A 23,174-nucleotide genomic window follows, 5' to 3' on the forward strand; every position below is an offset into this window, starting at 1 on the left:
CTCCGTGCCGAAGCAAGTCGAGAGGACCAAGGCCGAGACCCTTGCGTGGCTGCGCAAGATCTCGGGCGAGCTCGCCACGACCACGCTCAAGCGGCTCGAGGACACTCTCCCCTGGTACCGCGACATGCCGCCCGGCCGCCGCAGTGCGGTCGGGCTGGTCGCCCAGGCCGGCATCTCGTCGTTCATCTCATGGTTCGACGACCCCCGCTCGACCCCGTGGATCGCGGCCGACGTCTTCGGGGCGGCTCCTCGTGAGCTGCTCCGGAGCGTCAGCCTCCAGCAGACCCTCCAGCTCATCAAGATCACCGTCGAGGTGGTCGAGGAGCGGGTGAAGGTCGGCGGCGGGGAGGCGCTGCGGGAGGCCATCCTGCTCTATTCGCGCGAGATCGCCTTCGCGGCGGCGGACGTCTACGCCCGCGCCGCGGAGGCGCGGGGCTTGTGGGACGCGCGCCTGGAGGCGCTGGTCGTCGACAGCATCCTCACGGGTGAGTACGACGACGAGCTCCCGAGCCGGATCGCCGCCCTCGGCTGGCACGGCCACGGAGAGGTGAGCGTACTCGTCGGCACGGCCCCGCGGATCCTCGATGTCGACCAGTTGCGCCGCACTGCACGCCACATGTCCGCCGACGTGCTCATCGGCGTGCAGGGCAGCCGGCTGGTGCTGGTGATCGGCCGTGCCGTCCCCAACGACGGCACCGCGGAGGAGTCCATCGGGACGGCCCCCGCGGTCAGCTTCCTGGAGATCGCCCAGCAGCTGGAGCCGGAGTTCGGCGCCGGTCATCTCGTGCTCGGTCACGAGGTGGCGAGCCTGGTCGACGCCTCCAAGAGCGCGAAGGCCGCGCTGGCCGGGTTCGCCGTGGCGAAGGCGTGGCGCAACTGCCCACGCCCCGTGCACGCGGACGACCTCCTGCCCGAGCGCGCTCTCGCGGGCGACGGGCTCGCGCGGGTGACGCTGATCACCCGCATCTACAAGCCGCTGCAGGCGTACTCCAGCGAGCTGCTGACCACACTGTGGTGCTATCTCGACAACGGCCGCTCGCTGGAGGCCACGGCGCGCGAGCTGTTCGTGCACCCGAACACGGTGCGTTACCGCTTGAAGCGCGTCTCGGAGGTGATCGGCTGGGATGCGACCGGCGCCCGGGAGGCGTTGATCCTGCAGGCGGCTCTCATCGTGGGTTCGATCAACGAGCCCGAGCCGTCCCGGCGCGGCTAGTTGGCCGGCGAGGCGGTGTTGTTCGTCAGGGCCTATTCGGTACGTTCGATTTCATGAATTCGATTGAGGAGGGTTACTCCGCTCTCCAAAAGCTTCTTCCCGAAATAGTGAAGGCTCGTGAGTCCAACTACAACGAAGCGGATACGAGATTTCATATTGTTAACCGTCTTCTCATCGACGTCTTAGGTTGGCCGGAGCACAACATCCGTAATGAATCGCCAACGGAATCCGGCTATTTGGACTACTCAGTTGGAGTCCCCGGCGCTCAATTCATACTTGAGGCAAAACGAACAGGAGTAGATTTTCAACTCCCGGAGTCGCTCGGCGCGCGGGTAACGCCAATCCCCGCGTTGATATCCGGTAGTGCCAATCGCTCGCTACGCGATGCAATTCAGCAGGTTGCGCGATACGCGCAAGAACGCGGGGTCTCGATCGCAGTTGCATTCAATGGGCATCAGCTTGTGGTCTTTTTGGCCTCGCGCACCGACGGTTTAGCTCCGCTGGAGGCTAGCGCATTGGTGTTCGCCACCGCAGAGGCGATGCTGGCCGAGTTCATCGTTCTGTGGAATAACCTTTCCCCCGAAGGCCTGCGGCAGCGCAGCTTGTATCAAACGCTGCACAGCAGCGTTCCACTTCCCCCAGACCCGCTTTCGTTTCGATTGACCGACTATCCGGGATTTCAGCGACGCAATGACCTTCAAACGGGCCTACAGATTCTGGGAGACCTTTTCCTGGGAAACCTCGATGATCTCGAGGATCTGCAAGAGGTATTCCTTCGCGAGTGCTACGCGTCGAGCGGGGCTCTCTCACAGTACTCCGAGGTGAGCAAACAGATCCTCAGCACACGCTACGAACTTCTTGAATCGGTTGCGGCGACGACCGTGACTGAAGCCTCGTCCCGTCGAGGAATCGCGGAGGGGTTCTCAACTGACGTTATTCAAGCCGCACTTTCAAATCGCCCCATAATTCTTCTCGGAGACGTCGGGTCGGGCAAGAGCACGTTCATTGAACGTCTTATCCACGTGGATGCTAAAGAGGTTCTCGGAGAGAGCGTTAGCATCTACGTTGATTTTGGCTCCTCGTCCAGCCTTCGCGAGCTTTCCAGCCACGTCCTCGATTGCTGTGTAGACCAACTCCAAGCGAAGTACGACACGAACGTCCTATCGATGTCCTTTGCCGAGGACGTGCTGCGTCGGGAGCTAAAGTTGTTCGACGACTCGCCTGAGGGAGCCCTCATCGGATTTGACGAGGCTGGCTACAGACGCGCACGCATTGCGTTCATCTCTGAAAAGATGGCCGACCGGACCGGCTATCTGCTCGGCGTGTTTGAGTGGATACGACGATCATGGCATCGACAGGTCGTTATCTTCCTTGACAACATCGATCAGAGAAGCGCCGCCGATCAGAACGAAGTGTTCTTGATCGCAAATGAGCTCGCGCAGCGGTGGCCAGCAACCGTTTTCGTGACATTGCGGCCTGAGACTTTCTATAGCTCCGAACGCGAGGGAGCGATCTCCGGCTACCACCCTCGGGTATTTACGATCTCCCCGCCGCGGACAGACGTGATGCTCAAACTTCGCGTCAAATTTGCGCTTGACCGCCTCCGACAAACGGGGAGGCTTCCATCTTTCCCCGCGGGTATTCAGCTGGACAGTAGCAGCTTGGAGACATTCCTGGAGGTGCTTTCGGAGAACTTCGCGTCTAATGAGAATCTGATGCGCTTGATCGATAATCTCGCGGGTGGAAACATGCGCATGGCGCTTCAGTTTGTTACCGACTTCATCGGCAGCGGGCACATCAATACTGAGAAAATTATCGCTATTCAAAGTGAGCGGGGCTACACAATCCCGCCACATGAGTTTCTTCGGTCCATCATGTTTGGTGACCACCGGTACTATGACCCCGATTCATCCCCCGTTCCGAATCTACTTCGATTGACGCGCCGCGACCCGCGGGAACACTTCCTAATGCCGTTGCTCCTTGCGCACGCGCAGAAAGCGGGGGAGCTCGACACAGAGCATGGTTACGTTAGCTCGCAGGAGCTTTATTCAGCCATGCAAGGGATAGGTTTTGACCCAGCTGAAATTAGTGATGCGTTGGATTATGGGACTCGGTTTCGCCTTGTCGAATCGACGCGAAAGTTTGGAAGGTCCTCAGATGACGAGGTATATCGAATAACAACCGTGGGTGCATACGCTTACAAGCATCTCTTGCAGATGTTCACGTATTTTGACGCGATCGCGGTAGATCTCCCTGTTCTCGACGACGAGGCGCGAACCTCAATAGGTGAGGTGTTTACGCTTGAGCAGCGCGTTGCCCGCGTCAGGCTGATAGCGAAGTATCTCGACGCTCAATGGCGTGAGGTGCCGAATGGCGGCCCATGGGAGTGGCCGAGCTCAAAGCGAATGCTCGACCGCGACATTCAGAGAGTCGAGCGTTCGATGGCTCGTAACTCATAACTAATCCGACAAAGCTTCTCGAAAAACTTCGTACCCATTCGACACATCCGCACGGCGGAAGATTGGCAGACTGAGTCAAGTGATTGTGATCGTGTGCCCGGGCCAAGGCTCCCAGACTCCCGGCTTCCTCGACCCCTGGCTGACCGAGACGTCGTTCCGCGACCAGCTCACCGGCATCTCCGACGCGGTCGGCATCGACCTCGTCGCGCACGGCACGGTCAGCGACGCGGACACCATCCGCGACACGGCGGTGGCGCAGCCGCTGATCGTGTCCGCGGGGCTTCTGACGCTGTCGGCGCTCTTCGCGGACGGCCGCCGGGACAGGATCGGCGGCATCGCGGGCCACTCGGTCGGCGAGCTCACCGCGGCCGCCGGCGCGGGCGTGCTGAGCGAGACGGACGCCGTCGCCTTCGTGCGTGAGCGCGGAGCCGCCATGGCCCGCGCCGCCGCGGAGACGCCGACCGGCATGAGCGCCGTGATCGGCGCCGACGAGGCCGAGCTGCTCGCTCAGCTGGACGCGCTCGGCCTCTCCCCCGCCAACTACAATGGCGGCGGTCAGATCGTGGTGGCCGGAGCACTCGATGCCCTCGCGGCCCTGGGCGAGAACCCGCCGGCCCGCGCCCGCGTCATCCCGCTGCAGGTCGCCGGAGCGTTCCACACACGGTACATGGCGCCCGCCGTCCCGGTGCTGTCGACGTTCGCGGAGACGCTCACCACGCAGGACCCGACCCTGCCGCTCTGGACGAACAAGGACGGATCGCGCGTCACCGATGGCGCCGCGTTCCTGCGCCTCCTCGTCGGCCAGGTCTCGTCGCCCGTCCGCTGGGACCTCACCATGCAGTCGTTCCAGGAGGCCGGAGTCACCGGCATCATCGAACTGGCCCCGGCCGGCGCGCTCGTCGGCCTCGCCAAGCGCGGGCTCAAGGGCGTCCCGAGCGTCGCCATCAAAACGCCGGAGGACCTGCCCGCCGCGTTCGACCTCATCGACCAGGCCGCCTAGGAGGACCGGATGACCCACCCCACCCTGCAGCAGTCCCACGGACCGCAGTACACCCGCATCCTCTCCATCGGCGCCGCCCGCGGCGACCTCGTCGTCCCGAACGACGACCTCGTCGGCCCGATCAATTCGTCGGACGAGTGGATCCGCCAGCGCACGGGGATCGTCACCCGCACCCGCGCCAGCCACGATGTCCTCGCCGTCGACCTGGCGACGGAGGCGTCGCGAGAGGCGATCGCGAAGTCGGGCGTCGACCCCGCGCTCATCGACGCCGTGATCGTGGCGACGATCTCCAACTCGCAGCAGACCCCGTCACTGGCCGCCGTGCTGGCCGACCGCGTGGGCGCGAACCCGGCCGCTGCCTACGACGTGAACGCAGCGTGCGCCGGCTACGCTTACGGCATCGCCCAGGCGGACGCCCTGATCCGCACGGGCGTCGCGCACTACGCGCTCGTCGTCGGCGCCGAGAAGCTCTCCGACGTGGTCGATCCGACCGACCGCACCATCTCGTTCCTGCTGGGCGACGGCGCGGGCGCCGTCGTGGTGGGCCCGAGCGAGTATCCCGGAATCTCCCGCACGATCTGGGGCTCCGACGGCTCGAAGGCCGACGCGGTCGGGATGTCGAGCACGCTCACCGAGTTCCGCGACGGGGAGAGCCCGTGGCCGACCCTGCGGCAGGAGGGCCAGACGGTCTTCCGCTGGGCGGTGTGGGAGATGGCGAAGGTCGCCAAGGAAGCCCTCGATGCCGCCGGCGTCACGCCCGACCAGCTCGCCGCCTTCATCCCGCACCAGGCGAACATGCGCATCGTGGACGAGTTCGCCAAGCAGCTCAAGCTGCCCGACACCGTCGCGATCGCGCGCGACATCGAGACGACCGGCAACACCTCCGCCGCATCGATCCCGCTCGCGACCCACCGCCTCCTCCAGGAGCACCCGGATCTCTCGGGCGGCCTGGCGCTCCAGATCGGCTTCGGCGCCGGTCTCGTGTACGGCGCGCAGGTCGTCGTGCTCCCGTAGGCCCTGCCCTAGACTGAACAACGGTCAAAACGACACCCCCTCAAGGAGAAAACACCATGGCATTGTCCACCGAAGAAGTTCTCGCCGGCCTGGCCGAGCTCATCAACGACGAGACCGGCATCGCGACCGACACGGTTGAGCTGGACAAGTCGTTCACCGACGACCTCGACATCGACTCCATCTCGATGATGACCATCGTGGTCAACGCCGAGGACAAGTTCGACGTCAAGATCCCCGACGAGGAGGTCAAGAACCTCAAGACGGTCGGCGACGCGGTCGAGTTCATCGTCAAGGCGCAGGACGCCTAGGCCCCGCAAGAAACGTTCTCCGCGCGGGCGGCGCGCCGATCGGCCGCCGCCCGCGCGAGCGCTCGCGCCATCCCGCGAGCCTCACGGACCGAACTACGGAGAGTTGTCGTCATGACCAAGAAGATCGTCGTCACCGGCGTGGGCGCATCGTCGCCGCTCGGTGGCACCGCCCCGGAGAGCTGGCAGGCACTGCTCGCCGGCGAGTCCGGAGCCCGTTCCCTCGAGCACGAGTGGGTCGAGAAGTACGAGCTGCCGGTCACCTTCGCCGCCGAGGCGAAGGTCCGCCCGGACACCGTGCTCGAGCGCCCCGTCGCCAAGCGCCTCGACCCGTCGAGCCAGCTCGCCCTCGTCTCCGCCATGGAGGCCTGGGCCGATGCCGGCTCCCCCGAGGTCGTGCCGGAGCGCCTGGGCGTCGACTATGCGACCGGCATCGGTGGCGTGTGGACCCTGCTCGACGCCTGGGACACCCTGCGCGAGCGCGGACCCCGTCGCGTCCTCCCGATGACGGTGCCGATGCTGATGCCCAATGCCGCGTCGGCCGCCATCTCCATGCACTTCGAGGCCCGTGCGTTCGCACGCACTGTCGCCTCCGCCTGCGCATCGAGCACCGAGTCGCTCGTCAACGCCTATGAGCACCTGCAGGCCGGCCTCGCCGACATCGTCATCGCAGGCGGGAGCGAATCGGCGATCCACCCGATCACCATCGCCTCCTTCTCGTCGATGCAGGCCCTCTCGCGCCGCAACGACTCCCCCGCGACCGCCTCGCGCCCCTACAGCGTCGACCGCGACGGCTTCGTCATGGGCGAGGGCGCCGGCGCCCTTGTCCTGGAGACCGAGGAGCACGCGCTCGCCCGCGGCGCGAAGGTCTACGCCGAGGTCGTGGGCGGCGGCGTGACCGCCGACTCGTACCACATCACGGCCAACGACCCCGAGGGTCGCGGCGCCAGCCGGGCGGTGCGGATGGCACTGGCGCAGGCCGGCGCTTCGCCGGACGAGGTCACGCACATCAACGCGCACGCCACCAGCACGCCCGTGGGCGACCCGGCGGAGTACGTCGCGCTGCGCGAGGTCTTCGGCGACCGCGTCCACGGCATCCCCGTGTCGGCGACGAAGGCGTCCACCGGCCACCTCCTCGGCGGGACCGGAGCGCTGGAGGCCGTGTTCACGATCTTCGCGCTCCGCGATCGTGTCGCCCCGCCGACGATCAACCTGACCGAGCAGGACCCGGCGATCCCGCTGCAGGTCTCCGGTACCCCACAGCCCCTCGGCGACGGACCGCAGCTCGGCATCAGCAACTCCTTCGGGTTCGGCGGCCACAACGCGGTCGTCGCCTTCCGCTCCGTCTGAGCCCTCCCCGAAAGCGAGAGGCCCCGGTCGCGTCGACCGGGGCCTCTCGCTTTCCGTCACCGCGCGCGGGCGGCCGGAGCCGGGCCCACCGCGGGAGTCCGTTCAGCCGACCTTGTGCAGCCAGATCACCGATGTGTCGTCGTGGGCGTGCCGGAAGGGCTCCAGCTCATCGTCCCAGGCCTGGCCGAGTGCGAGGCGCAGCTCGCGGTGAAGCTCGAGGGCGCTGGAGCCGGCGATCTCCATGGCGTACCGTACGCGCTCCTCCGGCACGACCATGTTGCCCGCCGTGTCGGTCTGGGCGAAGAAGATGCCGAGGTCGGGGGTGTGCATCCACCGGCCGCCGTCGGTTCCGAGTCCGGCGTCTTCCGTCACCTCGTAGCGGAGGTGCTCCCAGCCGCGGAGCGCGGACGCCAGGCGGGCGCCCGTCCCTCGAGGGCCGTCCCAGAAGAACTCGGTGCGCTGGGATCCCTTGAGCACCGGTTGCGCTTCCCACGTGAAGCTGACGGCACGACCGAGGGCGCGACCCGCCGCCCACTCGATGTGGGGGCAGAGCGCGCCGGGAGAGGAGTGCACGTAAAGCACTCCTCGAGCTGCGTGAGCCGACATGGTTCTCCTCCGTTCGCTTGGTGCGTCTTCCCCAACGACCAACGAGCGGATGTCCCCTGCCGCGTATGAAGTTCTCCGGGCACGCGAGCGCGCCACTGCGGACGATTATGCCGGACAACGCGCCGGAGTTACAAGATTGTGATTCGGCGTTTCTCGCGTGCCACGGCGTGTCGGGCGGAATAGCATACCGAGTATGTCGGTACAGAACGGTTTCCTCGCCATCCTGACGCAGGGCGCGGCGTACGGTTCCCAGCTGCAGAACGAGTTCCTGACGCGTGCCGCCCACCGCCGTCAGCTCAACGCGGGCCAGGTCTACTCCACACTCGATCGCATGACCGATCAGGGTCTCATCGAATCGGCGGGGACGACGGAGGACGGTCTCCCGCAGTATGCGCTCACCGCCGCGGGGGCCGGCGCCGCGTGGGCGTGGCTCACGACAGGCCCGCGCGCGACGGAGCCCGATTGGGATGAGATGCAGGACCAGGTGCTGCTCGCCGCCTCGATCGCCGGGGCGGACGCGCCCGCGATCGTCGCGGACTATCGCGCAGCGTTCGCCGAGCGGATCCGGGAGCTCACCCACGATGCCGACTCGAAGGCGCTGCTCGTCGCCAACCGCGCGGCCGAGCTGGGTGCCACGGCCGCCATCGAGTGGCTCGACGAGGTCGCCGCCGCGCTCGGCACCCACCCGGAGGTGCTGCTGCGGCCCCGATCCCCCGAGCGTCCCCGGCGTGGGCGCCGCCCGGCAGCCGACTCGGTCTGAGCGGACGGGCTCAGTGAGCGGACGGGCTCAGTGGAGGAGGCCGCCCTCCTTGTTCAGCACGTTCTTCTCGCCGGCCTCGATCGGCACCGCGAAACGGTTCTGCGCGGGCGGCAGCGGGCAATTGAAGTTGTAGCTGAACGCGCAGGGCGGAAGCACGGCGAGGTTGAAGTCGAGCGTGACCGTGCCGTCCTCGTTGGGGACGACGAAGAGGAAGCGGCCGACCGAGTACGTGCTGTCGCCATTGGTGGTGTCGGCGAAGACCAGCTGCAGGGCGCGCCCCGACTTGAAGGCGGCGAGGTTGTAGTCGACGCCGTCCTTGCTGAACGTGATCTCGCCCGGGACGACCATGTCTCGGGTCTTGCCGTCATCCTTCAGGTGCTCGAAGCCGACGGTCTTGCCGCCCTCGATCGGGGTGAAGGTCGCCTGGATGATCCAGTCGCGGTTGAAGGGGAAGGCGTCGATGGAGCCGAACTGCTGAATGGCCTCCGACTCGGCGTCCCACACCCGCAGCGCGTAGTCGCCCTCCTCGCTGGCGATCACGAATCCCGTCTGCGTCCCGCTGAACCGGATCGCGCCGGGGTTCGGGTCGTCCTTGCCGCGGACGATGGCGGAGCCGTCGACCAGCACCTCGTCGACGAAGATGTCGTCGGTCGCACTCGCCGTGACCTTCAGTCCGGACTCGCCGGCGGGCAGGGGCGACCACAGTCCGGGCACGCCCCAGACCGGCTGCGCGGGTCCCTCGGGGTCGCCAGTGATCCACTGGGTGTTCACGAGCGCGAGATTGCCCTGCGGGGCGGTCACCGCCTGCTCGCGGCGCTGCCGGTACCGGGCCAGGACGGCGTTGGGGTCGGTGGGGGCGGCAGCGGTGTCAGTCATGGTCTCCATCCTCGATCAGGTCGTGGGTGACAACCAAGTCCGACACCCCGGAATTCCACGCGACGCTCACTTCGCCTCGGCATAGGTGTCGACGATCGCGGCCGTCACCGGGAAGTCGACGGGGAACGCGCCGAACAGCAGCCGGCCCGCGCGGGCGGCGGACTCCTCGACCGCGGCGGCCGCCTCCTCGGCCAGGGCGGCGGGCGTGTGCACGATCACTTCGTCGTGGAGGAAGTACACGAGGTGCGGCGACTCCGCGAGCGGGCGCCCGGGTGCGAGAGCGGTGAGCCGGTTCCGGAGCTCCGCCATCCAGCACAGCGCCCACTCCGCCGCGGTGGCCTGCACCACGAAGTTGCGCGTGAAGCGGCCCCAGTCACGGGCCTGCGCGCGGGCGCGTCTCTCGTCGGCGGCGGTCGAGTCCGCGGCGGAGGCGGCGGACTGCGCCGTGCGCCAGGCCGCGCTCGGCGGCGGCGAGCTGCGGCCCAGGCGCGAGGTCACGACCGCACCGCGCTCCCCGGCTCGCGCCGCCTCCTCGACCAGGCGGACGGCGCGCGGGAACGCGCGGGTGAGCCGCGGCATCAGTCGTCCGCTCTCCCCCGTGGTCGCACCGTACATGGCGCCGAGCATGGCGACCTTCGCGTGCGCCCGCTCGTCGACCGCCCCCGATGCGACGATGCCCGCGTAGAGGTCTTTGCCGCGCCCGGCGTCCGCCATCGCGGTGTCGGCAGAGAGTCCGGTCAGGATGCGCGGCTCGAGCTGCGCTGCATCCGCGACCACGAGCTTCCAGCCGGGATCGGCCACCACCGCGCCGCGCACCTGCTTCGGCAGCTGCAGCGCGCCTCCGCCCCGTGTGGCCCACCTTCCTGTCACGACGCCTCCCGGGACGTAGTCCGGGCGGAAGCGACCATCGTGCACCCAGCTCTCGAGCCAGGCCCAGCCGTTGGCGGAGAGCAGGCGGGACAGCTTCTTGTACCGCAGCAGGGGCTCGATCACGGGGTGCTCCACCTCCCGCAGCTCCCACGAGCCGGTGGAGTCGACGAGGATTCCCGCTCGCCGCAGCGCCTTCAGCAGCGAGGGCGGGCTGTCCGGGTTGAGGTCGGGCGCGTCGAGCTCCGCGCGCACCTGCTGTGCGAGGTGCTCCAGCACGGCGGGCCGGCCGAAGGCGGGGCGCGCTCCCAGGAGGGTCGTGAGCAGCTCGTCGTGCCGTGCGGCGCTGTACGGCAGCCCGCACTGCCGCATCTCGACGGCGATGAGCGCGCCGGCGGACTCCGCCGCCAGCAGCAGCCGGAGACGGCCGGGGTCGGCGCTGCCCGCCACAGCCTCCTGCTGCGCCGTGAACTCGGCCAGGGACGACGCCTCGGCCGCCCCTCCGGAGAGGTCGGCGTCGAAATCGAAGAGGGCGGAGTGGCTGGGCGGGGGTGCGTCCTCCACCGCGGTCGCGGCGTCCCAGACCGTCGCCGGTCCCGTCGCCAGCGGCGACGTCGCGCTCAGCGTGGAGGCGCGCAGGATGGCGTGCGAGAGCGTCAGGTCGACGCACCGCTCGACGCGCACCCCGGCGCGGAGCAGTGCCGGGTACCAGGAGCGGGTGTCGCTCCACACCCAGCGCGGCCGGTCATCGGCGGTCGGAGCGCTCTCGAGACGCGTGACGTACGCGGGCAGCTGCGATGCCGGGAAGTCCCGCGGTTCGCCCGCCGCACCGCTCTCGAGGGGGACGGCGCGGACCGCGTCGCGTCCGACGCGTTCGAGGACGATGTGCACTCCCCCATTCTCTGCCGTGCCGCAGACATCGCCGGGGAGCTATGCCGGCACCGTCCGTGGCGTCTCAGTCGCCGAGGCCGGTGAGGCGCGCACGCAGCGCGGGCCAGGCGGCACCGAAGCCCGGATGCAGCGGAAGGTCGGTGACCTCGGTGAGCGGCACCCAGCGCAGCTCGATGCTCTCGATATCGGCCATGCGCGCCTCGAAGGGGCGCACGGCCTGGGCGACGACCGTCGTGTACGACCAGAAGCCCAGGTCGAGCACGCTCTCGAAGAGGACGTGCACGGCATCGGCGGGCACCGCGGCCTCCTCGCCGGCCTCGCGCAGTGCTCCCTCGACGGCGGTCTCGCCCTCGTGCCGCGCTCCGCCCGGCAGGCCCCAGGTTCCGCCGAAGTGGCTCCAGTCGGCGCGATGCTGCAGCAGGATGCCGCGGCGGAGGTCGTGCACGAGCAGCCCGGCCGCGCCGTAGCGGCCCCAGAAGCGCTCGCCCTGCGGACCTTCGACCCACGCGTCACCCGAGTTCACGGTTCCACGTTAGCCGCCCGCGACCGCGGGTGCGGACGTAGGGTCGGACTATGACCGTCCGCAGCGCCGCCGTGCTCCTCCATCGTCCGGGTGCGCGGGGCACCGAGGTGTGGATCGCGCACATGGGCGGTCCGTTCTGGGCGCGCAAGGACGAGGGAGCCTGGTCGCTCCCGAAGGGGATCGTCGAGGACGCGGACCGCGATGAGCTGGCCGCGGCGCTGCGCGAGTTCGCCGAGGAGATGGGCGTCCCCGCGCCCGACGCCGCCTACGTCGCCCTCGGCGAGTTCCGCGCCTCCGGCAAGGTGTTCGTCGTCTGGGCGGCGGAGGCCCCGGGCTTCGAACTCGCCGAGGTGCGCAGCAACACGTTCGAGCTCGAGTGGCCGCCCCGCTCCGGGCGCACGCAGGCGTTCCCGGAGATCGACGCCGCCGGCTGGTTCGCGCTGGACGAAGCGGTGACGAAGCTCGCGAAGGGGCAGCGGCCCATTCTGGAGGCGCTGCGAGCGGTTCTCGCGACTGGGGAGGGCGCATGACTCCCGTTCGGTCGTATGGTGAGCGCGAGGAGGCCGTCCAGGACCCCGGGACGTCGAGGAGGAGCCGTGAGCGCGAAAAAGGTGGAGAAGGAGGCCGAGCGGGCGCTGGTCGCGGCCCGTGCGGCGGTCGACGAGGCGGAGCGGGCGGTGAAGAAGCTCGACAAGCGCTCGCGCAAGGCGGCGGAGGAGCTGACCGCCCGGCTGGAGCAAGCGGCCAAGGACGCCAGAAAGGCCGTGCGACGCAGCGAGAAGGCAGCCCGCGCCGCGAAGGAGCAGGCCGATGCCATCGCCGGCCCGGATGTCGCCGCGAGCCCCTCGTCGGGCATCCCCACCTTTCACAGCCTCCGCGACCGCGCGAAGGCGCAGGGCATCCAGGGCTACTCCCGGATGAACAAGGCGCAGCTGCTCCACGCCCTCGGCGAAGGCTGACCTGTTCACCGGCCGGTAACCGTGCGGCCCTAGCGTGAACGCCCGTGACTGACCCCGACGGAACCGCCGCGCCCGGGCTGCTGCTGAGGTCCGCCCTCGCTCCTGCACCGCGCACCCTGATCGACATCCTGCGCGCATCGGTGGCAGCCGATCCGGAGGCGTCGGCGATCGAGGATGCCCGTGGTGCGCTGTCCTACCGTGAGCTGCTCGCGATCGTCCTGTCGGCCGCCGGGCGGCTTCGATCGGCGGGAGTGCGGCCGGGCGACCGGGTGGGCGTGCGCATGACCTCCGGCACGCGGGAGCTGTACCTGGCGATCCTCGCCACCCTCGCCGCTCGTGCCGCCTACGTGCCGGTCGACGCGGACGACCCGCAGGAGCGCGCCGACCTGGTCTTCGGGGAGGCCGCCGTACGCGGGGTGATCGGCGACTCCGGCTACCGGGCGGCGGAGGTGGACGCGGCCCCCGATCCCGTCACGCTCTTCGACGTCGCCGCCCCGCACCCCAGCACGTCCGCCGTGCCGCTGGTCGACCCGCCGATCCCGGACGATGACGCCTGGATCATCTTCACGTCGGGTTCGACCGGGACCCCGAAGGGCGTGTCGGTGCGGCATCGGTCGGCCGCCGCGTTCGTGGACGCCGAGGCCCGGATCTTCCTGCAGGATGAGCCCATCGGCCCGCAGGATCGCGTGCTCGCCGGTCTCTCGGTCGCCTTCGACGCCTCGTGCGAGGAGATGTGGCTGGCGTGGGGACACGGCGCTTGCCTCGTTCCGGCGCCGCGCTCGCTCGTGCGTACCGGCATGGATCTCGGGCCGTGGCTGGAGGCGCATCGGATCACGGTGGTCTCCACGGTGCCGACGCTCGCCGCGCTGTGGCCGCCCGAGGCGCTGGACAGCGTGCGGCTCCTGATCTTCGGCGGGGAGTCCTGCCCTCCCGAGCTGGTGAACCGCCTCGCGGTCGAGGGCCGCGAAGTCTGGAACACGTACGGCCCCACCGAGGCGACCGTCGTCGCATGCGGCACGGCGCTCACGGCCGGCGAGCCGGTGCGCATCGGGCTGCCGCTCGACGGGTGGGACCTCGCGGTCGTGGACGCCGACGGACGGCCCGTCGGCGATGGCGAGGCGGGCGAGCTCGTGATCGGCGGTGTCGGGCTCGCCCGGTACCTGGACCCGGTGAAGGACGCCGAGAAGTACGCGCCGATGCCCACGCTCGGCTGGGAGCGCGCCTACCGCAGCGGCGACCTCGTCCGCTTCGATCCCGACGGCCTGTTCTACCTCGGGCGCGCCGATGACCAGGTGAAGGTCGGCGGGCGCCGCATCGAGCTGGGCGAGGTGGAGGCTGCGCTGCAGGCGCTGCCCGGCGTCTCGGGCGCCGCGGCCGCCGTGCGCCGGAGTGCCGCGGGCAACGACATCCTCGTCGGCTACCTGGCCGTCCCCGAGCGGGACGCCTTCGACCGCACCGGGGCTCTGGCACAGCTGCGGGAGGAGCTGCCCGCGGCGCTGGTGCCCCTCCTGGCCGTCGTCGACGACCTCCCGGTGCGCACCTCCGGCAAAGTGGATCGCGCGGCCCTCCCGTGGCCGCTGGAGGACGACGGGGACGGCCCGTCCGTCGTCGGGGACGACCCCGTGGCAGAGCTCCTCGCCGCCGACTGGCGGAGCGTCCTCGGCTTGCCCGTCTCCGGTCCCGATGACAACTTCTTCGATCTGGGCGGCGGCTCGCTCGCCGCGGCGCAGCTCGTCTCGCTGGTGCGCCGTCGTCACCCCGACATCAGCGTCGCGGACGTCTACGCCCACCCCCGCTTCGCCGCGATGGCCCGCGCGCTCGAGGAGAGCTCGGCCTCCGCGTCGGCGGCCTCGACCCACGTGGTGCCGCGGACCCCGCGCCGCATGCAGGTCCTGCAGACGGTGCTCGGCCTGCCGCTGTTCATCCTGAGCGGCGTGCGCTGGCTGCTCTACCTCCTGACGGCCGCGGCCGTCCTTCGCCCCTTCGGCGGTTTCGACGCCTTGCCCGAGGTCAGCCTCCCGTGGCTCGTCGTCGGTCTCGTCGTGTTCGTCACGCCCTGGGGACGCATGGCGATCTCCGTGGGAGCGGCGCGGCTCCTGCTCGCCGGCGTCCGACCCGGCGACTATCCGCGTGGCGGCGGTGTGCACCTGCGGCTCTGGCTGGCTGAGCAGGTCGCGCACCAGATCGGCGCGGCCAGCCTGGCCGGTGCGCCGTGGATCAGCTATTACGCACGGGCGCTCGGGGCGACGATCGGGCCCGGCGTGGACCTCCACACCCTCCCTCCCGTCACCGGCATGCTGCGGATCGGCGCGGGAGCCTCGATCGAGCCGGAGGTCGACCTCGCAGGCTATTGGATCGACGGCGACCTGGTGCGCATCGGCGAGGTGCGCATCGGTGCGGGCAGCTCGGTCGGCGCACGCAGCTCGCTGATGCCGGGCGCGAAGATCGGGCGCGGCGCCACCGTCGCCCCGGGGTCCGCCGTCTTCGGGCGCGTACCCGCCGGGCAGACCTGGGCCGGCTCCCCCGCCGTGCGCGTGGGACGTTCGCGCGAGTGGTGGCCGCAGGAGCGTCCTCCGCGCCGCACCAGATGGGTGCTGGCGTACGCCGCGGCTTCGCTCGTCGTCTCTCTCGTCCCCGTGATCGCGTTCGCGGTCGGGGGACTCGTGCTCGCGGCCGCCGTGCGCGGCGCCGCCGACATCGCCGAGACGTCCGTCCGGGCGTTCGCGGCGCTGATCCCCGCGACGCTCGTCACGGGGCTCGTGCTCGCGGGGGCCGTCGTACTCCTTGTCCGCCTGCTCGGATCCGGCGTCGCGGAGGGCGTGCACCCGGTGCGCAGCCGCATCGGATGGCAGGTGTGGTCGACGGAGCGCCTGCTCGACATGGCGCGCACCGTGCTGTTCCCGCTCTACTCGAGCCTCTTCACCCCGGTCTGGCTCCGGATGCTCGGGGCGCGAGTCGGCACGGACGTCGAGGCGTCGACCGTCCTCCTGCTGCCGTCGATGACGCACATCCGCGACGGCGCGTTCCTCGCGGACGACACGCTGGTCGCCTCGTACGAGCTCGGCGGAGGGTACGTCCGCGTCGCTCCGGTCGAGATCGGTGAGCGCGCGTTCCTCGGCAACTCCGGGATGGCCGGCGGCGGCAACAGGGTGCCGCGCGACGGACTGGTGGCGGTGCTCTCGGCGGCACCCCGCAAGGCGAAGGCCGGGACGTCCTGGCTCGGATCGCCTCCGGTCAAGCTGCGGCGCCAGCCGCAGGACGCGGACCTCTCGCGCACGTACGCGCCCTCTGCGGTGCTCCGGGTGGCGCGCGCCACGTGGGAGCTTCTCCGTGTCGTCCCCGTGTTCGTCACCTGCGGGATCGGCCTGGGCGTGCTCCTTGGTCTCGGCGCCCTGGTGGAGACCTGGGGGCTCTGGTGGGCCGTGCTCCTCAGCGGACCCGTGCTGCTCGCCGCCGGTGCGGCCGCCGCCGCCGTCAGCTCGCTCGCCAAATGGGCGCTGCTCGGACGCCTGCGCTCGGGCGAGCATCCGCTCTGGTCGTCGTTCGTGTGGCGCAGCGAGGTGTCGGACACCTTCACCGAGATGGTGGCCGCCCCCTGGTTCGCCTGGTCGGCCGCCGGGACGCCCGCGCTGGTCTGGTGGCTGCGCAGCCTCGGCGCGCGTATCGGACACGGCGTCTGGATCGACAGCTACTGGCTTCCGGAGGCCGATCTGGTCACCCTCGGCGACGCAACGACGGTCAACCGGGGTTGCGTCGTGCAGACGCACCTGTTCCATGATCGAATCATGAGCATGGACGAGGTCATCATCGAGCGCGGCGGCACGCTGGGCCCGCACAGCGTCATCCTCCCGGCCGCGGAGATCGGGGCGGAGGCCACCGTCGGCCCGGCCTCGCTGGTCATGCGCGGCGAGAGCGTGCCCACCGGGAGCCGGTGGAGCGGCAACCCGATCGGCCCCTGGCGTGAGGTCGTGGTGCGGCAGTACCAGAAGCGGGCGGTTCGATGAGCGGCTCCTCCCCCGCTCCGGCCCCGCACGCCTACCTCCCCCGCTCCGGCACCGACGACTATGCGGTGGTCTCCTACGACCTCGCCCTGGACTACCGCGTCGCCACCAACCGTCTCGACGCCACCGCGGTCATCACCGGCCGGGCCCGGACCCGGCTCACGGCGATCGTGCTCGACCTGGTGCACCTGCGGGCCAAGAAGGTGAGGCTCTCCGGCGAGAAGCGCACGAAGCACACGCAGAACCAGACGCACCTGCGCATCACCCCGGCGGCTGCCATCCCCGAGGGCGCGGAGTTCGTCGTCGAGATCGCCTACGACGGCTCGCCGGTTCCTCGCCGCACCCGCTGGGGCGCTCTCGGCTGGGAGGAGCTCAGCGACGGCGTCATCACGGCCTCCCAGCCCTCCGGGGCACCGTCGTGGTTCCCCTGCAACGACCGCCCCTCCGACAAGGCCGCGTACCGCATCCGCGTCACGACGGAGCAGGCGTACACCGTGCTCGCAACCGGGGAACTCGTCGAGCACAGTGTCAGCGCCGGGCGCGGCACCTGGGTGTTCGAGCGGGAGGAGCCCACGGCCACCTACCTCGCCGCCGTGCAGATCGGCCGGTATACGCTCGAGCCGCGCCGCACCGGCGGCGTGGAGGTCGTTCTCGCCTACCCGCCGGCGCTCGCCCGCCGCGTGCTCGCCGACTTCGCCCCTCTCGCGCGCATGCTGGAGTGCTTCCAGGATCGCTTCGGACCATATCCCTTTCCCTCGTACACCGTCGTCGTCACGGAGGATCCCCTCGAGATCCCCCTGGAAGCGCAGGCGATGGCCACCTTCGGTGCGTCGCACGTCGACGGACGCGGCGGGTCCGAGCGTCTGGTCGCCCACGAGCTCGCCCACCAGTGGTTCGGCAACAGCGTTGGGCTGGCGGCCTGGCACGACATCTGGCTCAACGAGGGTTTCGCCTGCTACGCCGAGTGGATCTGGTCGGAGGCGTCGGGAGGTCCATCGGCGAACGCGCTCGCCCGGACCCACCATGCGCTGCTGAGGGTCACGGCGCACGACCTCGTCCTGGCCGACCCGGGCCCGGACGCGATGTTCGACGACCGCGTCTACAAGCGCGGCGCGTGCACTCTCCACGCACTCCGGCTCCGCCTCGGCGACGACCGCTTCTACGACCTGCTGCGCGCGTGGTGCGCCGAGCACCGCTTCGGCACGGTCCAGGCCTCCGACTTCGAGGCTCTGGCCGCGCGCTACGCGGACGAACCGCTCGACGCGTTCTTCGACGCCTGGCTGCGTGGAACCCGTCTGCCATCGCTCACCGAGTGACGGCAGACGGGTGCGCGCCGCCTACGGGCGCAGCAGCACCTTGCCGACCCGCCCCGGGCGTCCACTCGCGTGCACCGCGTCGGCGATGTCGTCGAGCAGATACACGCCTGACACGGGCAGCGTGATCGCGCCGCTCAGCGCGGCCTGGATGAGCTCGCCGAAAAGGGCCCCGCGCTTGTCGGCGGGCATCGCCGCGCTCACTTTGCTGCCCCAGAAGCCCTTGAGCGTCGCCTGCTTGAAGATGAGGTCGCCCGAGGAGACGGTCATCGCGTCGGAGCCCATGGCGCCGAACGACACCAGCGTCCCGCCCTCCCCGAGGAGATGGAGCAGGTCGCCGCTGGACTCGCCGCCGACCGAGTCGACGGCGGCGACGAACGGCGCGCCTCCGGTCAGCTCCGTCACCGCACGGCGCCAGTCGTCGTGCGCGGTCGCGACGACGTGGCGGATGCCGGCGTCGGCCAGCTCGGCGACGTCGGCCTCCCGCCGCACCAGCCCGACGACGTTGACGCCGCGCGTGGCGGCGAACTGCGCGAGCAGGCGGCCGACGGCGCCGTTCGCGGCGTTCTGCAGAATCCAATCGCCCGGCTCCACATCGAGGAAGTCGAGCAGGCTCAGCGCGCTGAAAGGCATCGCCACGAGCTGCGACGCCGTCTCGTCGGAGAGGCCGTCCGGCACCGGGATCAGACCGGAAGCGGACGCGACGAACGCCTCGGCCCAGACCCCGAAGGTCCCGCCGGTGACGACCCGCTGGCCGACCGCCGGCGACTCGACGCCTTCGCCGAGCGCCTCGACCACGCCGACAGCCTCCGTCCCCGCGCGGGCCGGGAGCTCGGGTTTGAAGCCGTAGGTTCCGCGCGCGGTCCACAGATCGTGGTTGTGGATCGGCGAGTACAGCGTCCGCACACGGACCTGGCCGGGTCCCGGCTCCGGGAGCGGACGCTCCTCCACCGTCAAGACCTTCGCCGGGTCGCCGAACTGGTGCTGCACGATCGCGCGCATGGGTACCGCCTCATGGGTAGGAAACAGATCGGTTTCCAGCTTAGGCCACGCGCGCGATCGCTCAGCGAACGATCAGGAGAAGGTCTTGAGTGCCTTCTCGATGGAGTCGAGCAGTCCGAGGCCGTCGGAGTACGAGCCGGGAAGGAAGTCCGGTGTGCCGACGGCGTGACCCGCGGTGACCGCGGGGAGCGACTGGTAACCCGGGAGCGCGAACAGCTTGTCGATGTTGTTGGCCGGAGTGCCGTCGTTGTTCACGTAGTAGATGATCGCGTCGGCGTCCGTCAGGAGGTCGGTCCGCTCGTACGAGACGGACTGCGTGTCTCCCGACTTCGTGCCCGCCGTGGCGGACGCGAACGTCGCGCCCAGCGACTCCAGCACTCCCCCGACGGGCGAGCCGGTGCTGTAGATCCAGAAGTTGCCCGCATCGAAGCCGCCCTGGATGACGTCCCACTTCACCGTTGCGAGCTGCGACGCGTACGTCGACCTCAGCTCGGCGATCCGGTCGTCGTACTTCTTCTTCAGCGCCTCGTAGGAAGCTCCGGTGTCTGCGAAAGCGGCGGTGTACTTCGGATAGTCCTGGAACGTGGCGCTCTCGCTGAACGGCGCGAAGGCGGTCGGGGCGATCGTGGAGAGCTTCGCGTAGACGTCCTTGAGGTACGGGACGTCGACGCCCACGATGAGGTCCGGTTTCAGCGCGGCGATCTTCTCCAGGTCGACGGTGCCGCCCTCGGCGATCTTGTCGATCTTCTTCCACGCGGGCACATAGCGGGTGGGAACGTACTGCTCGCCGCTGTTCTCCACCCCGACCGGGGTGACGTCCATGTCGAGCAGGGACTCGGTCGTCCACGCGTGCACGGAGACGATGCGCTGGGGGTGTGCCGGGACGGTCACCTCGCCTTCGGCGGTCGACACGGTGCGCGTGCCGGCGGAGGCGGTCGACTCGCCGGAGGCGGTCGAGCTGCAGGCGGCGAGGGCGACCGCCAGGGCGGCGGCTCCCAACGCGAGGACGGTGCGGCGCAGGCGGGGGTGCTGTGTCATGGATCCTTCGTTCATTCGGTGGTGCTGAGCGGGCGGGTGGACTCGAAGACGCGGCCGGGGACACCCGACGGGACGACGAGCGGCGTTCCCGACACGGGGTCGGGCACGACGTGGGCGGGGAGGCCGAACACGTCGTGGACGAGGTCGGCGGTGACCACGTCGTCCGGCGCGCCCTGCGCGACCACGCGACCGTCGCTGAGGGCGACGATGTGCGTGGCGTAGCGGCTGGCCTGATTGAGGTCGTGCAGCACGGCGACCAGCGTGCGGCCGTCGTGGTTCAGCCGGCGGAACAGCTCCATCAGCTCGTACTGGTGCGCGATGTCGAGGAAGGTCGTCGGCTCGTCCAGCAGCAGGATCCCCGTCTCCTGCGCCAGTGCCAGCGCCACCCAGACGCGCTGCCGTTGTCCGCCGCTGAGCTCGTCGACCCGCCACGTCGAGAGCGCCGAGACCCCCGTCGCGTCGAGGGCGGCGGCCACGGCGTCTTCGTCGGCCCTGCTCCAGGTGCGGAAGGCGCTCTGGTGGGGGTGCCGACCGCGGGCGACCAGGTCGGCGACCGTGATGCCGTCCGGCGCGATCGAGGACTGCGGCAGCAGGCCCAGGCGGCGTGCGACCTCCCTCGTCCGGTAGGCGTGGATGTCGCGTCCGTCGAGCAGGACCTGCCCGGCGGAGGGCCGCAGCAGTCGTGCCAGACCACGCAGCAGCGTCGACTTGCCGCAGGCGTTCGGCCCGACGATGACGGTGAACGAGCCGTCGGGGATGCGCACCGAGAGGTCCTCCGCGATCACCCGGCCGTCGTACCCGAGAGTGGCGCCGTCGACCTCGAGCGGCGCGGGACGTGTCGGCGGACGCGGTGCGGACCCGGTCATCGGCGCCGCCCTTCTGCGATCAGGAGCCAGACGAAGTAGCCGCCGCCGAGCACGACGGTGACGAGCCCGACCGGGACGGGGGTGGGGAGGCCGTGCTGGGCGATCCAGTCGGCCGACATCAGGAGCACGCCGCCGGTGGCGGCGGAGACGCCGAGCGTCGGTCCCGCCGTTCCCGCGAGCCGGCGCGCGATCTGCGGGGCGCTCAGGGCGACGAAGGCGATCGGGCCCGCCAGCGCCGTGACCGTGGCGCTGAGCGCGACACCGACGACGGTCGCCGTGATCCTGGTCCGCTCGACGGCGACGCCGAGTTGCGCGCCCGCGTCATCGCCCAGCTCGAGTTGGCCCAGGCCACGGGACACGGCCGCCGCGAGCGGGAAGAGCACGACGAAGACGACTGCGCCGAGAGCCAGCTGCGGGTAGCCGGCGGTGTCGAGCGATCCTGCGCCCCAGAACGCCGCGCTGACGGCCTCCTGCGTGTCCGCGGTGAGGAGCATCCAGGTGTTCACAGAGGTGAGCATCGCCGTCGTTCCGATGCCGACCACGATCAGGCGGAACCCGTGCATGCCTCGGCGATGGGCCAGCAGGTACACCACCGTCGCCGTCGCCAGGCCTCCGGTGATGGCGCCGGCCGTCACTCCGAGGGAGGATCCGTGCAGCGCGAGCATGACGACCAGGGCGCCGGTGTACGCGCCGGTGTCGAATCCGATCACGTCCGGGCTCCCGAGCGGGTTGCGCGTGAGCGACTGGAAGATCGAGCCGGCGAGGCCGAGGGCGATCCCGAAGAGCGCGGCGACCAGGACGCGCGGCAGACGCCAGTCGACGACGATGGTGTGCGCGATGCCGGGGGCGCGCCCGATGAGCGCCTCCACCACCTGGGCCGGGCTGAGCGCGTAGGATCCGGTTCCGAGTGAGAGCACCGCGACGATGACCGCGAGCGCCGTCAGCACCGCGACGGTGATGACGACCCGCCGCGAGAGCCGGACCGAGAGCCCTCGACCGCGGAGGACGACCTGCGGGCGGTCGAACGCGAACACTGCGTCCTGCTCCGGCGGAGCGCCGCGGGTCACAGCGCCGCTCCCCGGCCGCGACGGGCGAGTGCGATCAGGACAGGAGCTCCGACGAACGCCGTCACCAACCCGACCGGCAGTTCCGCCGGGTTCATCACGATGCGGCCGAGGATGTCGGCCGACAGCAGCAGACACGGCCCCAGCACGACGGCGAAGGCGAGGATCCAGCGCTGGTCCGGACCGACGATCGCGCGGGCCGCGTGCGGAATCATGAGCCCGACGAACGCGATCGGCCCGACGGCCGCGGTCGCCGCGCCCGCGAGCAGCGTCACCGACACGACCGCGAGCGTGCGTGTCACGGCGGCACGGCTCCCGAGGGATGCTGCGAGGTCCTCGCCCAGCGCGAGGGCGTTGAGGCCGCGCGTCGCGATCGCCGCCAGCACGAGGCCGACCACGACGACCGGAGTCACCAGCGCGACCGCGGAGAGGGGTTGCGCCACCAGGCTGCCGGCCGACCAGCCCAGGAGTCTTTGGAACGCGCTCGGTGCGGAGAGCTGGATGGCCGACGTGATTCCGCCCAGGACGGCGGCGACCCCGACGCCCGCGAGCGTCATCCGGAGGGCGGAGGAGCCTCCCCGACGCCCCGCGCCGATGAGGGCGACCACGACGGTCGCGGCGATAGCGCCGACCAGGGCGAGGCCGAGGTACTGGGAGATGTCCCGCATCCCGAGCAGAGCGACCCCCACGGCGACCGCGAGCGCGGCGCCGGCGTTGACGCCGAGGATGCCGGGATCTGCGAGCGGGTTGCGGGTGAACGCCTGGATCACGCCGCCGGCGACGCCCAGTGCCGCACCGGCCACGAGCCCGAGGAGCGTGCGCGGAACCCGGAGCCCGGTGATCACGAGGTCGTCCTCCGACCCCGTCGGGTGGAGCACGGCGGGGAGCACCTGCCCGAGCGGGATGGACTTCGCGCCGACGGCGAGGCTCGCGCCGAGCAGGAGGACGAGGAGTGCGACGCCGACGACGAGCCAACTCAGCCGCCAGGCCAGCGGGCGCATCCGCCGCCTGGAGCCCGCGGCCGAGAGCGGGACGACCGCGGCGGGGGTGGGGGCGTGAGGGGGCAC

20 protein-coding genes are annotated in these 23,174 nt (G+C 70.2%); 11 read left to right on the forward strand and 9 right to left on the reverse strand.

Going from position 1 to position 23,174, the window contains the following annotated elements:
* Window positions 1-4: 4 nt before the first annotated feature.
* The 6 genes from LLS1_RS03510 (at window position 5) to LLS1_RS03535 (ending at window position 7,341) form a co-directional block, all read left to right on the forward strand.
* The gene (locus tag LLS1_RS03510) at window positions 5-1,213 is read left to right on the forward strand and encodes a CdaR family transcriptional regulator (RefSeq protein ID WP_226653633.1); all 1,209 of its coding nucleotides are present in this window, start codon (window positions 5-7) and stop codon (window positions 1,211-1,213) included.
* A gap of 53 nt (window positions 1,214-1,266) precedes the next feature.
* Window positions 1,267-3,672 carry a hypothetical protein gene (locus LLS1_RS03515; RefSeq protein WP_226653634.1) on the forward strand — a complete coding sequence of 802 codons (2,406 nt, stop codon included), beginning with the start codon at window positions 1,267-1,269 and terminating at the stop codon, window positions 3,670-3,672.
* Between the two features lie 79 nt (window positions 3,673-3,751).
* Window positions 3,752-4,672: an ACP S-malonyltransferase gene (locus LLS1_RS03520; RefSeq protein ID WP_223356319.1), complete on the forward strand. Its 921-nt coding sequence runs from the start codon at window positions 3,752-3,754 to the stop codon at window positions 4,670-4,672.
* Window positions 4,673-4,681: 9 nt separating this feature from the next.
* Window positions 4,682-5,686, forward strand: coding sequence for a beta-ketoacyl-ACP synthase III (locus LLS1_RS03525; protein WP_226653635.1), 1,005 nt, complete (start codon window positions 4,682-4,684; stop codon window positions 5,684-5,686).
* A 56-nt stretch (window positions 5,687-5,742) separates the two neighbouring features.
* Window positions 5,743-5,994, forward strand: coding sequence for an acyl carrier protein (locus LLS1_RS03530; protein WP_021765217.1), 252 nt, complete (start codon window positions 5,743-5,745; stop codon window positions 5,992-5,994).
* 111 nt (window positions 5,995-6,105) lie between these two features.
* The gene (locus LLS1_RS03535) at window positions 6,106-7,341 is read left to right on the forward strand and encodes a beta-ketoacyl synthase (RefSeq protein WP_226653636.1); all 1,236 of its coding nucleotides are present in this window, start codon (window positions 6,106-6,108) and stop codon (window positions 7,339-7,341) included.
* A 102-nt stretch (window positions 7,342-7,443) separates the two neighbouring features.
* Here LLS1_RS03535 and LLS1_RS03540 read toward each other — a convergent pair whose 3' ends face one another.
* Entirely contained in the window at window positions 7,444-7,947 is a 504-nt protein-coding gene (locus tag LLS1_RS03540; protein ID WP_226653637.1) for a DUF3145 domain-containing protein, read from the reverse strand.
* A gap of 193 nt (window positions 7,948-8,140) precedes the next feature.
* On the opposite strand from LLS1_RS03540, the gene LLS1_RS03545 reads away from it, so the two are divergent.
* Window positions 8,141-8,707: a PadR family transcriptional regulator gene (locus LLS1_RS03545; protein WP_226653638.1), complete on the forward strand. Its 567-nt coding sequence runs from the start codon at window positions 8,141-8,143 to the stop codon at window positions 8,705-8,707.
* Window positions 8,708-8,734: 27 nt separating this feature from the next.
* Here LLS1_RS03545 and LLS1_RS03550 read toward each other — a convergent pair whose 3' ends face one another.
* The 3 genes from LLS1_RS03550 to LLS1_RS03560 form a co-directional block, all read right to left on the reverse strand.
* On the reverse strand, window positions 8,735-9,583 hold the full coding sequence (locus tag LLS1_RS03550) for a DUF1684 domain-containing protein (RefSeq protein ID WP_226653639.1): 849 nt from the start codon (window positions 9,581-9,583) through the stop codon (window positions 8,735-8,737).
* A 66-nt stretch (window positions 9,584-9,649) separates the two neighbouring features.
* A complete protein-coding gene (locus tag LLS1_RS03555) occupies window positions 9,650-11,341 on the reverse strand; it encodes a bifunctional 3'-5' exonuclease/DNA polymerase (protein WP_226653640.1) in 1,692 nt (563 codons plus the stop codon).
* Window positions 11,342-11,405: 64 nt separating this feature from the next.
* Window positions 11,406-11,864 carry an NUDIX domain-containing protein gene (locus LLS1_RS03560; RefSeq protein ID WP_226653641.1) on the reverse strand — a complete coding sequence of 153 codons (459 nt, stop codon included), beginning with the start codon at window positions 11,862-11,864 and terminating at the stop codon, window positions 11,406-11,408.
* A 50-nt stretch (window positions 11,865-11,914) separates the two neighbouring features.
* On the opposite strand from LLS1_RS03560, the gene LLS1_RS03565 reads away from it, so the two are divergent.
* The 4 genes from LLS1_RS03565 (at window position 11,915) to LLS1_RS03580 (ending at window position 18,140) form a co-directional block, all read left to right on the forward strand.
* Window positions 11,915-12,394 (forward strand): NUDIX domain-containing protein, encoded by a 480-nt coding sequence (locus LLS1_RS03565; protein WP_226653642.1) that lies wholly within the window; start codon window positions 11,915-11,917, stop codon window positions 12,392-12,394.
* Window positions 12,395-12,460: 66 nt separating this feature from the next.
* Window positions 12,461-12,823 (forward strand): hypothetical protein, encoded by a 363-nt coding sequence (locus tag LLS1_RS03570; RefSeq protein WP_226653643.1) that lies wholly within the window; start codon window positions 12,461-12,463, stop codon window positions 12,821-12,823.
* A 44-nt stretch (window positions 12,824-12,867) separates the two neighbouring features.
* Window positions 12,868-16,827, forward strand: a complete 3,960-nt coding sequence (locus tag LLS1_RS03575; RefSeq protein ID WP_226653644.1) for a Pls/PosA family non-ribosomal peptide synthetase — start codon at window positions 12,868-12,870, stop codon at window positions 16,825-16,827.
* Window positions 16,824-18,140 (forward strand): M1 family metallopeptidase, encoded by a 1,317-nt coding sequence (locus tag LLS1_RS03580; RefSeq protein WP_226653645.1) that lies wholly within the window; start codon window positions 16,824-16,826, stop codon window positions 18,138-18,140. Before LLS1_RS03575 ends, LLS1_RS03580 begins: the two co-directional genes overlap by 4 nt.
* 21 nt (window positions 18,141-18,161) lie before the next feature.
* Here LLS1_RS03580 and LLS1_RS03585 read toward each other — a convergent pair whose 3' ends face one another.
* The 5 genes from LLS1_RS03585 to LLS1_RS03605 all read right to left on the reverse strand — a co-directional run bounded on the left by LLS1_RS03585 (window position 18,162) and on the right by LLS1_RS03605 (window position 23,174).
* Window positions 18,162-19,139, reverse strand: a complete 978-nt coding sequence (locus LLS1_RS03585; RefSeq protein ID WP_226653646.1) for a zinc-binding dehydrogenase — start codon at window positions 19,137-19,139, stop codon at window positions 18,162-18,164.
* A 72-nt stretch (window positions 19,140-19,211) separates the two neighbouring features.
* Window positions 19,212-20,177, reverse strand: a complete 966-nt coding sequence (locus LLS1_RS03590; RefSeq protein WP_226653647.1) for an ABC transporter substrate-binding protein — start codon at window positions 20,175-20,177, stop codon at window positions 19,212-19,214.
* Between the two features lie 11 nt (window positions 20,178-20,188).
* Window positions 20,189-21,043 carry an ABC transporter ATP-binding protein gene (locus tag LLS1_RS03595; protein ID WP_226653648.1) on the reverse strand — a complete coding sequence of 285 codons (855 nt, stop codon included), beginning with the start codon at window positions 21,041-21,043 and terminating at the stop codon, window positions 20,189-20,191.
* Window positions 21,040-22,110 carry an iron chelate uptake ABC transporter family permease subunit gene (locus LLS1_RS03600; RefSeq protein WP_226653649.1) on the reverse strand — a complete coding sequence of 357 codons (1,071 nt, stop codon included), beginning with the start codon at window positions 22,108-22,110 and terminating at the stop codon, window positions 21,040-21,042. The genes LLS1_RS03595 and LLS1_RS03600 overlap by 4 nt, the downstream gene beginning before the upstream one ends.
* Entirely contained in the window at window positions 22,107-23,174 is a 1,068-nt protein-coding gene (locus LLS1_RS03605; RefSeq protein ID WP_226653650.1) for an iron chelate uptake ABC transporter family permease subunit, read from the reverse strand. Before LLS1_RS03605 ends, LLS1_RS03600 begins: the two co-directional genes overlap by 4 nt.

The sequence above is a fragment of the Leifsonia sp. LS1 genome (genome assembly GCF_020521355.1).
Taxonomy (GTDB): domain Bacteria; phylum Actinomycetota; class Actinomycetes; order Actinomycetales; family Microbacteriaceae; genus Leifsonia.

Excerpts from the sequence above, each read along its gene's own strand:
- LLS1_RS03545 (WP_226653638.1), top strand. The coding sequence starts at position 8,141 with ATGTCGGTACAGAACGGTTTCCTCGCCATCCTGACGCAGGGCGCGGCG.
- LLS1_RS03590 (WP_226653647.1), bottom strand. The coding sequence starts at position 20,177 with ATGACACAGCACCCCCGCCTGCGCCGCACCGTCCTCGCGTTGGGAGCC.
- LLS1_RS03585 (WP_226653646.1), bottom strand. The coding sequence starts at position 19,139 with ATGCGCGCGATCGTGCAGCACCAGTTCGGCGACCCGGCGAAGGTCTTG.
- LLS1_RS03540 (WP_226653637.1), bottom strand. The coding sequence starts at position 7,947 with ATGTCGGCTCACGCAGCTCGAGGAGTGCTTTACGTGCACTCCTCTCCC.
- LLS1_RS03580 (WP_226653645.1), top strand. The coding sequence starts at position 16,824 with ATGAGCGGCTCCTCCCCCGCTCCGGCCCCGCACGCCTACCTCCCCCGC.
- LLS1_RS03535 (WP_226653636.1), top strand. The coding sequence starts at position 6,106 with ATGACCAAGAAGATCGTCGTCACCGGCGTGGGCGCATCGTCGCCGCTC.
- LLS1_RS03530 (WP_021765217.1), top strand. The coding sequence starts at position 5,743 with ATGGCATTGTCCACCGAAGAAGTTCTCGCCGGCCTGGCCGAGCTCATC.
- LLS1_RS03525 (WP_226653635.1), top strand. The coding sequence starts at position 4,682 with ATGACCCACCCCACCCTGCAGCAGTCCCACGGACCGCAGTACACCCGC.
- LLS1_RS03515 (WP_226653634.1), top strand. The coding sequence starts at position 1,267 with ATGAATTCGATTGAGGAGGGTTACTCCGCTCTCCAAAAGCTTCTTCCC.
- LLS1_RS03550 (WP_226653639.1), bottom strand. The coding sequence starts at position 9,583 with ATGACTGACACCGCTGCCGCCCCCACCGACCCCAACGCCGTCCTGGCC.
- LLS1_RS03595 (WP_226653648.1), bottom strand. The coding sequence starts at position 21,043 with ATGACCGGGTCCGCACCGCGTCCGCCGACACGTCCCGCGCCGCTCGAG.
- LLS1_RS03565 (WP_226653642.1), top strand. The coding sequence starts at position 11,915 with ATGACCGTCCGCAGCGCCGCCGTGCTCCTCCATCGTCCGGGTGCGCGG.